A 12503-nucleotide genomic window follows, 5' to 3' on the forward strand; every position below is an offset into this window, starting at 1 on the left:
ATGTCCGGTGGAGAGGGGTTCCCAGGGTGAGCAGCGCATCGATGTCGCCGCACGGCTTCGGGACCGTCCGGGGGCGCGGCTACCGCCCCGCCCAGGTCGACGCCTATCTGGAGGCGTTGTCGTACGACCGCGACGCCGCGTGGGAGCGGGCCGCGCGGCTGACCGTGCTCGCCAAGGACATGGAGGCGGAGGCGGTGCGGATGCGCGAGGTCGTCGCGCGGCTCGCACCGCAGGAGTACGCCTCGCTCGGGGAGCGCGCACAGCGGTTGTTCCAGTTCGTGCTGGAGGAGGCGGAGGATCTCCGCGAGCGCACGCGGCGTGCGGCGCACGAGCACCTCGCGCAGGCCGAAGCGGATGCCGAGGCCGTCCGCCGACAGGCGCAGGAGGAGGCGGACGCGCTGCGTGCGGAAGCCGACGAGTGCGCCGACCGGCTGCTCCTCGCCGCGAACTCCGAGGCCGACGCCCTGCGCATCGGCGCGCGCTGCGAAGTGAAGGAAGGGCGCGGAGAGGCGCTCGGCACGTTGCGCGAGGTACGGCAGCGCACCGCCGGCATGCTCGAGGGGCAGTCCAGGGAGCACGCCGAGCGGTGGGCCGAGGCCGAGCGCGAGGAGGCCGAGCGGATCGCCGCGCTGGACGCCCGGTACGCGGAGCGGATGAGCCAGGCCGAGGCCACGCTGTCCTACGCCGAACGGGCCCTGCGGGAGGCCGAGGACTACGCGCGCCGCAGCGAGGAGGAGGCACGCGTGCGTGCCGCCGACATCATCGCCGACGCGCGCGTGCAGGAGGACCGCATCGCCCGCGAGACGGAACAGGTGCTGCGCGAGCACGGCGAGGCCTGGGACACCGTGACGGAGCACATGGACCACGTCCGCAGCAGTCTCATGTCGCTGACGGGCAGGACGGCGCTGGAGCTGGAACTGGAACTGGAATAACCCCCCGCGCCGTCCGTGCCGCCCGTGCTCCGTCAACTCCCCTTCCGTACCGCCCCCGCCAGAATCCGCCCCTCCACCGCCTCGTACTGGTGGCGCTGCTGCTCCGCCCCGGCGCGGCCCGAGAGGACCGTGCCGAGCCAGCCGAAGAGGAAGCCGGCCGGGATGGAGACGATGCCGGTCGTGGTGAAGGGGAACCAGTTGAAGTCGGCGTGCGGGAAGGCCGAGACGGAGGAGCCGGAGACCAGGTTGGTGCCCGGCATGAGCAGCAGCACGGTCAGCGAGCCCCCGATCAGCGTGGCCAGCAGCCCGCCGCGGGTGTAGCGGCGCCAGAAGAGCCCGTACACCAGGGCGGGCGCGATGGCCGAGGCGCCCAGGCAGAAGGAGAGCGTCACCAGGGGTTGCAGGCTGTGGTGCTGCACCAGGGTGGCCAGCAGGATCGTCGGCACCCCTATGGCGAGCGCCGAGACGCGGGCCAGGGCCATCTCGCGCTGCGCCGGCATCTCCTGCACGCGGGCGGCGAACACGTCGTGGGCGAGGGAGTTGGCGCAGGCGAGGATCATCCCGGCGACCGAGGCGAGCAGGGTCAGGAAGATCGCCGTCGTCACCATGGTGAACAGGAAGGTCTCCGCCGTGGACACGTCGGCGCCGAACGCCGCCCGCGAGCCCAGCAGATACGCGGTGTTGCCCTGCGGATCCGCCCCCGCGATCACGTCACGGCCGACCAGCGCCGTGGCGCCGAACCCGACCACCGTGATGATCAGGACGAACAGGGCGACGATCGACACCGCCCAGGACATCGAGCGGCGTACCTGGCGGGCGCTGGAGGCGGTGTACATGCGCATCGTGATGTGCGGCAGGACGCCGCCGCCGAGTACGACGGTCAGCTCCGAGGCGATCATGTCCAGGCGGGACGTGGTCCCGGTGCCGAACTGCAGCCCGGAGCGCAGGAAGGCGGGCCCGGCGCCGCTCTGCCGCGAGGCCGCGGTGAACAGGGCGCCCGGGTCCCAGTCGAAGCGGCGCAGGATCAGTACGGCGACCACGGCGCCCGAGCCGACCAGCATCACGATCTTCAGGATCTGGATGAGCGCGGTGCCCTTCATGCCGCCGATCGCCGCGTACGCGATCATCAGGGCGCCGAGGCTCACGACGCACGCGGTCTTCAGCGAGGCGTTGGAGAAGCCCAGGATGAACGCCATCAGCTGTCCGGTGCCGGCCAGTTGGACCAGCATCAGCGGCAGCAGCGCGGCGATCGTCACCGCGCAGGCCGTGATGCGCACGGCGCGGCCCGGCAGCCTGCGGGCGAGCGCGTCGCCCATGGTGAACCGGCCCGCGTTGCGCAGCGGTTCGGCCAGCAGGAACATCAGCAGCATCAGCGACAGCGCCGTACTGAGGGCGAGGGCGACCCCGTCGTAGCCGCACAGGGCGATCACCCCGCCCGTGCCGAGGACGGTGGCCGCGGAGATGTAGTCGCCGGCGATGGCGAGGCCGTTGCGCAGCGGGGACAGGGAGCTGTAGCCGGTGTAGAACTCGTCGAGGTCGTCGCGGTCGGGGCCCGTCATCACGCACAGCAGCAGGGTCACCGTGGCGACGGTGGAGAAGGCGACCAGGGACATGGACTGGGCCGAGCCGCTGAATCCGGCGAAGCCCCCCACGGCAGGGGTGCCGGCGGTGCCGGTCATCGCAGGGCTCCTCGGCGTGCGTCCAGTTCGGCCTCCCGGCGGATGCGGTCCGCGAGCGGATCGACGTGCCGGCGCGCGGTGTACTCGTACAGGGCGATCGCGAGCCAGGTGACCGGCACCTGGATCAGGGCGAGCAGCAGGCCGGCCGGGACGGTGCCGGCGACCGTGCGCGTCATGACGCCGGGCGCGCTCGCGGACAGGACCAGGAACAGCGTGAAGTAGCCCAGCGCGGTGAGCGTGGCGGTGCGCCGCTGCCAGCGGTAGGCGCTGCGCAGCACCCGCAGGTCGCTGTGGTGGCCGATCGGTTCGCGCAGCGGCGGGCCCGCCGGGCGGGGCGGTGGCGGGGGAGCGGGCTGCCAGGGGTAGGTCAGGCGCGGCGGGCCCGCGGGGGACGGCCCGTCGTACGGCGGTTGGGGCGGGCCGTGGAACGGATGGGGTGGCTCGTAGGGCGGACGAGACGGGTCGTAGGGCGGAGGGGATGGGTCGTAGGGCGGACGGGATGGGTCGTAGTACGGCTGGGGTGGGTCGTACGACGGGTGCGGCGGGTCGTAGGACATCCCGGGGCTCCTTGCGTGGCTCGGGCCCGTGGCGGCGGACCGCAGGGAGGTGGTGGGAACGAGCCACGCACGCTACTCGCGAGTCCCGGGCAGCGTGGCGTTTTCACCGAACTGGCCGGTCGGTATGCGCTTACTACGCGAAAACGGCTCCCGAGGCGGGCGCCCGCCGGCGTGTTCACTCGTCCCGTACGGGGAAGCGCCGTGGTGCCACGAGCAGCAGGACCAGGAAGGCCAGTGCCGCTGCGGCGGCTGCGCCGAGGTAGACCGCGTGTACCGCGTCGGCGATCGCGTGGCGGGTGGCCTCGGGGGCCGTGCCGGCGTCCAACGCGCGCGTGACGGAGTCCAGGTCGCCCGCCCCGCCCAGCCGTGCGGCGAGCACGCCGTTGGCGACGGCGCCGAACAGCGAGGCGCCGAGGGTCTGTCCGGTCTGCCGGCAGAACAGTACGGACGCGGTCGTGGTGCCCCGCTCCGACCAGCCCACCGTCGACTGCACCCCGACGATCAGCGGCAGCTGGAACAGGCCCAGCGCCCCGCCCAGCAGCAGCATCAGCAGCGTCGGCTGCCACCAGGAGCCGGGATACGGCAGGAACGGGAACGCGCACAGGAACAGCGCGGCCAGGCCGATGCCGAGCAGCGCGGTGTCGCGGAAGCCGATGCGGCGGTAGACGTGCTGGCTGAGCGCCGCCGACACCGGCCAGGTCAGTGTCCACACCGACAGCACGAAACCGGCGGCCACGGGCGCGAGCCCGAGCACCGACTGCGCGTACGTCGGCAGGAACACGCTCGGCGCCACCATCAGCAGCCCCAGCGCGCCCAGCGCCAGATTGACCGCCGCGATCGTCCGCCGCCGCCACACCCAGCCCGGGATGATCGGCTGCGCCGCCCGTCGCTCCACCCACACCACGACCCCGGCCAGCGCCAGTCCCGTGGCGAACAGTGCCAGGGACGGCGCCGACAGCCACGGCCAGGCGACCCCGCCCTGCACCAGGGCGGTCAGCAGCACCCCGCCGCACGCGAACACCGCGAGCGCGCCGGCGAAGTCCACGCGCGCGTGGGCCGCGTTCTCCGGCTTCTCGCGCTCCGGCTCGTGCAGATGACGGACGATCAGCCACAGTGCGGCCGCGCCGATCGGCAGGTTGATCAGGAAGATCCAGCGCCAGTCGGCGTATGCCGCCAGCACCCCGCCGAGCCCCGGCCCCGCCACCGCCGACACCGCCCACACCGTGGACAGCTTGGACTGGATCTTCGGGCGTTCGGCCAGCGGATACAGATCGGCGGCCAGCGTCTGCACGGTGCCCTGCAACGCCCCGCCGCCCAGGCCCTGCACGATCCGGAACGCGATCAGCGCCGCCATGTTCCACGCCGCCGAGCACAGCAGCGAGCCCAGCAGGAACACCGCCGCGCCCGCCACCAGCACCGGCTTGCGGCCGAAGGTGTCGGAGAGCTTGCCGTAGACGGGGAGCGTGACGGTCACGGCGAGCAGATAGCCGGAGAAGAGCCAGGAGAAGACCGAGAACCCGCCGAGGTCGCCGACGATCTGCGGTACGGCCGTGGAGACGATGGTGGCGTCGAGCGCGGCCAGCGCCATCGCCAGCATCAGCGCGGCGACCACCGCGCCCCGCCGCCGGGTGTCCTGGCGCCGATCGGCGCCGCTGCGTATCGCGGGTGTCGTACCTCCCACGGCGAACCCCTCCCCTGTCCCTGACTCCCGGCCGGAACCTGCCCCTTGCAGCTATGCGCGGTACGACAGCTTCCCACGCGGCCCGGGCCCCGGCTCCGGCGCTTTCCGGGGCTTCGCGGCTTGACCCTGACGCGACGGCAGGGTGGAGGCTGTCCCGTGCCGAAGGGTGGAGACGACCCCGAGACGGACTCCGCCCGGGGGTGGAGCACCCCTAGGGGTACCTCCGTACTTCGGCTCGGGGAGGGTTCGTCCCGGCGGAGGACGAGAGCGGCCGGTCTCCGTCCTTAACCTGGCTTTACGCCGCTGGGGGGCGGCTGACCGCACCGGCGGGGTGGGGTTTTCCCCCGGCCAAGACGGGGCTTCGCACCAGCGCGCGAGGACCCCGCCGGCCGCGAGACTCGACGGCGTACCCGAGCACCACCCGGGACGACGCCCCGGTACACCGGGGCGCCACTCATCGACATGCCGACCGATATAGGAGACATACCGTGACATCGGCTGTGACCATTCCCAGGCACGGGGGCACTGGAGGGCGTACGGCCGTTGCCGCGCGGGCGCGGCAGGTCGTGAAGGCGTACGGGTCCGGCGAGACCCGTGTCGTCGCCCTCGATCACGTCGACGTGGACATCGTGCGGGGCCAGTTCACCGCGATCATGGGCCCCTCGGGGTCCGGCAAGTCCACGCTGATGCACTGCCTCGCCGGGCTCGACACCGTGACCGGCGGCCAGATCTACCTGGACGAGACCGAGATCACCGGCCTGAAGGACAAGAAGCTCACCCAGCTGCGCCGGGACCGGATCGGCTTCATCTTCCAGGCGTTCAACCTGCTGCCGACGCTGAACGCCATCGAGAACATCACGCTGCCCATGGACATCGCGGGCCGCAAGCCGGACAAGGCCTGGCTGGACCGGGTGGTGGAGACCGTCGGGCTCGCCGGACGCCTCAAGCACCGGCCGGCCCAGCTCTCCGGCGGACAGCAGCAGCGCGTCGCCGTGGCCCGCGCGCTCGCCGCCCGCCCGGAGATCATCTTCGGGGACGAGCCGACCGGAAACCTCGACTCCCGCGCGGGCGCCGAAGTCCTCGGCTTCCTGCGCCGCTCGGTCGACGAACTCGGCCAGACCATCGTCATGGTCACCCACGACCCCGTCGCCGCCTCCTACGCCGACCGCGTGCTCTACCTCGCCGACGGCCGGATCGTCGACGAGATGTACGAGCCGACGGCCGATCAGGTCCTGGACCGCATGAAGGACTTCGACGCCCGGGGGCGCACGTCATGACCGTCCTGAAGACCTCGATGCGCAACTTCTTCGCGCACAAGGGCCGGATGGCGCTCTCGGCGATCGCGGTCCTGCTGTCGGTCGCCTTCGTCTGCGGCACCCTGGTGTTCACCGACACGATGAACACCACCTTCGACAAGCTCTTCCAGGCCACGGCCTCCAATGTGACCGTCAGCGCCGAGGGCTCCTCCGACACCGGCGAGACCACCTCCCGCACCGGCAAGCCGCCGGTCATGCCGGCTTCCGTGGTCGGCGAGGTGCGGGGCGCCCAGGGCGTCGCGAAGGCCGAGGGCACGGTGTTCTCGACCTCCGTGACCGTCATCGACGCCAAGAAGGACAAGCTGTCGCCGAACAGCGGCGCGCCGACCATCGTGGGCAGCTGGAACGGCAACGACGCCCGCACCATGAAGATCACCTCCGGTACGGCGCCCAGGGGCCCGGACCAGGTGATGGTCGACGAGGACACCGCCTCCAAGCACCACCTGAAGCTCGGTGACGACATCGGCATGATCTCGGTCGTCGGCACGCACCACGCGCGCGTGTCCGGCATCGCCGCCTTCCAGGTCACCAACCCCGGCGCGGCCATCTTCTACCTGGACACGAAGACCGCCCAGCAGACCCTGGTCGGCCGGACCGGTGTCTACACCAACGTCAACGTCATCGCCGCCAAGGGCGTGGCCGACGCACAGCTGAAGAAGAACGTGGTCGCCGCCCTCGGCCACGGCTACAAGGTGCAGACCGCCAAGGAGGTCGCCGACGCCAACCAGAAGAGCGTGAAGAGCTTCCTGAACGTCATGAAGTACGCGATGCTCGGCTTCGCCGGGATCGCCTTCCTCGTCGGCATCTTCCTGATCATCAACACCTTCTCCATGCTGGTCGCCCAGCGCACCCGCGAGATCGGCCTGATGCGCGCCATCGGCTCCTCCCGCAAGCAGGTCAACCGGTCCGTGCTGATCGAGGCCCTGCTGCTCGGCGTGCTCGGCTCGGTGCTCGGTGTCGGCGCGGGCGTCGGCATCGCGGTCGGCTTGATGAAGCTCATGGGCCAGATGGGCATGCACCTGTCCACCGACGACCTGACCGTCGCCTGGACGACCCCCGCCGTCGGCCTGCTCCTCGGTGTCATCGTCACCGTCCTGGCCGCCTACCTGCCCGCCCGGCGCGCCGGCAAGGTCTCCCCGATGGCCGCCCTGCGCGACGCCGGCGCCCCGGCCGACGCCAAGGCCGGCACCGTCCGCGCGGTGATCGGGCTGCTCCTCACCGCCGCCGGCGGCTGGAGCCTGTACGTCGCCGCCACCGCCGACAAGGCCAAGGCCGGCTCGGGCTGGCTGGGCCTGGGCGTGGTGACCACGCTGATCGGCTTCGTCGTCATCGGCCCGCTGCTGGCCGCCGGACTGGTCCGGATCCTCGGCGCGATCATCCTGCGGATCTTCGGTCCCGTGGGCCGCATGGCCGAGCGCAACGCGCTGCGCAACCCGCGCCGCACCGGCGCCACCGGCGCGGCCCTGATGATCGGCCTGGCCCTGGTGGCCTGCCTGTCGGTGGTCGGCTCCTCCATGGTGGCCTCGGCCACCGACCAGCTCGACAAGACCGTCGGGACGGACTTCATCATCTCGCCCGACAACCAGCAGCTGATCAAGCCGCAGGAGGTCGCGGCCGTCAAGTCCGTCCCGGGCCTCGCGCGGGTCACCGAGTACCGGCCCACCCAGGCCGACTTCACCACCCCCGACGGCAAGATCCTCAAGGACACCGCCATCACGGGCGCGGACCCCACCTACGCAACCGACCTGCGCACCAAGACGGTCGCCGGCGACCTCAGGGACGCCTACCGGCCCGACTCGATGTCGGTCCACCAGAAGTTCGCCGACGACCACGGCATCCACCTCGGCTCCAAGATCACCGTGGCCTTCCGGGACGGCTCCACGGCCCACCTGACGGTGCGCGCGATCACCAGCGACGACACCGTCATCGACAAGGGCGCGATGTACACCTCGCTGGCCACCATGGCCAAGTACTACCCCGCCGGCAGGATGCCGCTGGACCAGCTGGTCTTCGCCTCCGCCAAGGACGGGCAGCAGGCCGCCGCGTACAAGGCGCTCAAGACCGCGCTGCACGACTACCCGGAACTGACCGTGCGTGACCAGACCGACTACAAGAAGGCGCTGAAGGACCAGATCGGCCAGCTGCTGAACATGATCTACGGCCTGCTGGCGCTGGCGATCATCGTCGCCGTCCTGGGTGTCGTGAACACCCTGGCCCTGTCGGTGGTCGAGCGGACCCGGGAGATCGGCCTGATGCGGGCCATCGGCCTCTCCCGCCGCCAGCTGCGCCGCATGATCCGCCTGGAGTCCGTGGTGATCGCCGTCTTCGGCGCCCTGCTCGGCCTCGGCCTGGGCATGGGCTGGGGCGCGACCGCCCAGAAGCTCCTGGCGCTGCAGGGCCTGAAGGTCCTGGACATCCCCTGGCCGACGATCATCACGGTCTTCGTCGCCTCGGCCTTCGTGGGCCTGTTCGCCGCGCTGATCCCGGCGTTCCGGGCGGGCCGCATGAACGTCCTGAACGCCATCGCGACGGACTAGCCGCGCAGGCCGGACCGACGCCACGACCACCGCATACGGGGGTTGCGGGGGAAAGACCCGGTGCCGGGAAGTCGCACAGACTTCCCGGCACCGGGTTCTTCTGCCGTCGAGGGAAACAGGGTTATCCACAGGCCCCGGCGCCAATCCCGACGGAGTCGTACGCTGGACACCCCCGGCCGTCACACGCGTCGGGTTATTCGCGTTGCCCACCACCGGACGGAAAGCCCCTCCATGAGCCTGCACGGTCTGCTCGACGCCGTCGTCAAGGACCCCGCCCTCGCGGAAGCGATCACGGCGGCCGCGGACGGCAACCGCATGCACATCGACCTCGTCGGCCCCCCGGCGGCCCGCCCCTTCACGATCGCCGCCCTCGCCCGCGAGGCCGCCCGCCCGGTGCTCGCGGTGACCGCGACGGGCCGCGAGGCCGAGGACCTGGCGGCTGCCCTGCGCTCCCTGCTGCCCGAAGAGGGCGTCGTGGAGTACCCCTCCTGGGAAACCCTCCCGCACGAGCGGCTCAGCCCCCGCAGCGACACCGTGGGCCGCCGCCTCGCCGTCCTGCGCCGCCTGGCCCACCCCAGTACCGACGACCCCGAGACGGGCCCCGTCTCCGTCGTCGTCGCACCCGTGCGCTCCGTGCTGCAACCGCAGGTCAAGGGCCTCGGCGACCTGGAGCCGGTGTCCCTGAAGACCGGCCGGACCGCCGACCTGAACGACATCGTGGAAGCCCTCGCGGCCGCCGCCTACGCGCGCGTGGAGCTCGTCGAGAAGCGCGGCGAGTTCGCCGTGCGCGGCGGCATCCTGGACGTCTTCCCGCCCACCGAGGAACACCCGCTGCGCGTGGAGTTCTGGGGCGACGACATCGAGGAGATCCGCTACTTCAAGGTCGCCGACCAGCGCTCCCTCGAAGTCGCCGAGCACGGCCTGTGGGCACCGCCGTGCCGCGAGCTGCTGCTCACCGACGACGTACGGGCACGCGCGCGTGCCCTCGCCGAGGAGCACCCCGAGCTGGGCGAACTGCTGAACAAGATCGCCGAGGGCATCGCGGTCGAGGGCATGGAGTCCCTCGCCCCCGTCCTGGTCGACGACATGGAACTGCTGCTCGACGTGCTCCCCAAGGGCGCGATGGCCGTCGTCTGCGACCCCGAGCGGGTACGCACACGTGCCGCCGACCTGGTGACCACCTCCCAGGAGTTTTTGCAGGCCTCCTGGGCGGCCACCGCCGGCGGCGGCGAGGCCCCGATCGACGTCGGCGCCGCCTCCCTGTGGTCCATCGCCGACGTCCGCGACCGCGCGCGCGAGCTGGACATGATGTGGTGGTCGGTGTCCCCCTTCGCGGCCGACGAAACGCTCACATATGCCGCTGACGCGGCGGGCGACGCGGACACCCTCAAACTCGGCATGCACGCGCCCGAGACCTACCGCGGCGACACCGCGCGGGCCCTCGCCGACACCAAGGGCTGGCTCGCCGACGGCTGGCGCACGGTGTTCGTCACCGAGGGCCACGGCCCGGCCGCCCGCACGGTGGAGGTGCTCGGCGGCGAGGGCATCGCCGCCCGCCTGGACGCGGACCTCGGCGAACTGAGCCCGTCGGTGGTGCACGTCTCCTGCGGCTCCATCGAGTACGGCCTCGTGGACCCGGCCCTCAAGCTCGCCGTGCTCACCGAGACCGACCTCTCCGGGCAGCGCGCGACCGGCCGCGAGGGCGCCCGGATGCCCGCCCGGCGCCGCAAGACCATCGACCCGCTCACCCTGGAGGCGGGCGACTACATCGTCCACGAACAGCACGGCGTCGGCCGCTACATCGAGATGGTGCAGCGCACGGTGCAGGGCGCCACCCGCGAGTACCTGGTCGTCGAGTACGCGCCCGCCAAGCGCGGCCAGCCCGGTGACCGCCTCTACATCCCCACCGACCAGCTGGAGCAGATCACCAAGTACGTCGGCGGCGAGGCACCCACCCTGCACCGGCTCGGCGGCGCCGACTGGACGAAGACCAAGGCACGCGCGAAGAAGGCCGTCAAGGAGATCGCCGCCGACCTGATCAAGCTCTACAGCGCGCGCATGGCCGCCCCCGGCCACTCCTTCGGCGCCGACACGCCGTGGCAGCGCGAGCTGGAGGACGCCTTCCCCTACGCCGAGACCCCGGACCAGCTCACCACCATCGCCGAGGTCAAGGAGGACATGGAGAAGTCGGTCCCCATGGACCGGCTGATCTGCGGCGACGTCGGCTACGGCAAGACCGAGATCGCGGTGCGGGCCGCCTTCAAGGCCGTACAGGACGGCAAACAGGTCGCCGTCCTCGTACCGACGACGCTGCTGGTGCAGCAGCACTTCGGGACGTTCTCCGAGCGGTACGCGCAGTTCCCGGTGAGCGTGAAGGCGCTGTCCCGCTTCCAGACCGACACCGAGGCCAAGGCCGTCCTGGAGGGACTGAAGGACGGCGCGGTGGACATCGTGATCGGCACCCACCGCCTGTTCTCCTCCGAGACGAAGTTCAAGGACCTCGGCCTGGTCATCGTCGACGAGGAACAGCGCTTCGGCGTCGAGCACAAGGAGCAGCTGAAGAAGCTCCGCGCCAACGTCGACGTGCTGACCATGTCGGCGACCCCCATCCCGCGCACCCTGGAGATGGCGGTCACCGGCATCCGTGAGATGTCCACGATCACCACGCCCCCCGAGGAGCGCCACCCGGTGCTCACCTTCGTCGGGCCTTACGAGGAGAGGCAGATCGGCGCGGCCATCCGCCGTGAACTGCTGCGCGAGGGCCAGGTCTTCTACATCCACAACCGCGTCGAGTCCATCGACCGCGCGGCGGCGAGGCTGCGCGAGATCGTCCCCGAGGCACGCATCGCCACGGCCCACGGCCAGATGTCGGAGTCGACGCTGGAGCAGGTCGTCGTCGACTTCTGGGAGAAGAAGTCCGACGTCCTCGTCTCGACCACGATCGTCGAGTCCGGCATCGACATCTCCAACGCCAACACCCTCATCGTGGAGCGCGGCGACACCTTCGGCCTGTCCCAGCTGCACCAGCTGCGCGGCCGCGTCGGCCGGGGTCGCGAGCGCGGGTACGCCTACTTCCTGTACCCGCCGGAGAAGCCGCTGACCGAGACCGCGCACGAGCGCCTGGCCACCATCGCCCAGCACACCGAGATGGGCGCGGGCATGTACGTGGCGATGAAGGACCTGGAGATCCGCGGCGCCGGCAACCTCCTGGGCGGCGAGCAGTCCGGGCACATCGCGGGCGTCGGCTTCGACCTGTACGTCCGCATGGTCGGCGAGGCCGTCGCCGACTACCGGCGGCAGCTGGAGACCGGCGAGATCGAGGAGGAGCCGCCGCTCGAGGTCAAGATCGAGCTGCCCGTCGACGCGCACGTCCCGCACGACTACGCGCCCGGCGAGCGCCTGCGCCTGCAGGCCTACCGGGCCATCGCCTCCGCCAACTCGGAGGAGGACATCAAGGCCGTCCGCGAGGAACTCACCGACCGCTACGGCAAGTTGCCCGAACCGGTGGAGAACCTGCTGCTGGTGGCCGGTCTGCGGATGCTCGCGCGCGCGTGCGGCGTCGGTGAGATCGTGCTCCAGGGCACCAACATCCGCTTCGCACCGGTGGAGCTGCGCGAGTCCCAGGAACTGCGGGTCAAGCGCCTCTACCCCGGCACGGTCATCAAGCCGGCCGTGCACCAGGTGCTGGTCCCGCGCCCGAAGACCGCGAAGGTCGGTGGCAAGCCGCTGGTCGGCCGCGAACTGCTGGGCTGGGTCGGCGAGTTCCTCGCCTCCATCCTGGGGTCGTAGGAGCAGGGGCCG

7 protein-coding genes are annotated in these 12503 nt (G+C 71.4%); 4 read left to right on the forward strand and 3 right to left on the reverse strand.

The features are described 5' to 3' along the window. Nucleotides 1–26: 26 nt before the first annotated feature. Nucleotides 27–932, forward strand: coding sequence for a DivIVA domain-containing protein (locus tag BFF78_RS24760; protein ID WP_418346683.1), 906 nt, complete (start codon nt 27–29; stop codon nt 930–932). Nucleotides 933–964: 32 nt separating this feature from the next. On the opposite strand, the gene BFF78_RS24765 is transcribed toward BFF78_RS24760, so the two are convergent. From BFF78_RS24765 to BFF78_RS24775, 3 genes are all read right to left on the reverse strand, one after another. Beyond that, nucleotides 965–2611: a sodium/solute symporter gene (locus BFF78_RS24765; protein ID WP_069780402.1), complete on the reverse strand. Its 1647-nt coding sequence runs from the start codon at nt 2609–2611 to the stop codon at nt 965–967. Then, nucleotides 2608–2982 carry a DUF485 domain-containing protein gene (locus tag BFF78_RS24770; protein ID WP_069783794.1) on the reverse strand — a complete coding sequence of 125 codons (375 nt, stop codon included), beginning with the start codon at nt 2980–2982 and terminating at the stop codon, nt 2608–2610. Before BFF78_RS24770 ends, BFF78_RS24765 begins: the two co-directional genes overlap by 4 nt. 361 nt (nt 2983–3343) lie before the next feature. Next, a complete protein-coding gene (locus BFF78_RS24775) occupies nt 3344–4849 on the reverse strand; it encodes an MFS transporter (RefSeq protein ID WP_069780403.1) in 1506 nt (501 codons plus the stop codon). Between the two features lie 488 nt (nt 4850–5337). Here BFF78_RS24775 and BFF78_RS24780 point away from each other — a divergent pair, with 488 nt between their 5' ends. The 3 genes from BFF78_RS24780 to mfd all read left to right on the forward strand — a co-directional run bounded on the left by BFF78_RS24780 (nt 5338) and on the right by mfd (nt 12491). After that, the gene (locus tag BFF78_RS24780) at nt 5338–6126 is read left to right on the forward strand and encodes an ABC transporter ATP-binding protein (protein ID WP_069780404.1); all 789 of its coding nucleotides are present in this window, start codon (nt 5338–5340) and stop codon (nt 6124–6126) included. Continuing rightward, complete coding sequence (locus BFF78_RS24785) at nt 6123–8702, forward strand: ABC transporter permease (RefSeq protein ID WP_069780405.1); 2580 nt, start codon at nt 6123–6125, stop codon at nt 8700–8702. The genes BFF78_RS24780 and BFF78_RS24785 overlap by 4 nt, the downstream gene beginning before the upstream one ends. A 231-nt stretch (nt 8703–8933) precedes the next feature. Further along, complete coding sequence (mfd, locus tag BFF78_RS24790; protein WP_069780406.1) at nt 8934–12491, forward strand: transcription-repair coupling factor; 3558 nt, start codon at nt 8934–8936, stop codon at nt 12489–12491. Nucleotides 12492–12503: the final 12 nt, after the last annotated feature.

It is taken from the genome of Streptomyces fodineus, from assembly GCF_001735805.1.
In the GTDB taxonomy this organism is placed as follows: domain Bacteria; phylum Actinomycetota; class Actinomycetes; order Streptomycetales; family Streptomycetaceae; genus Streptomyces; species Streptomyces fodineus.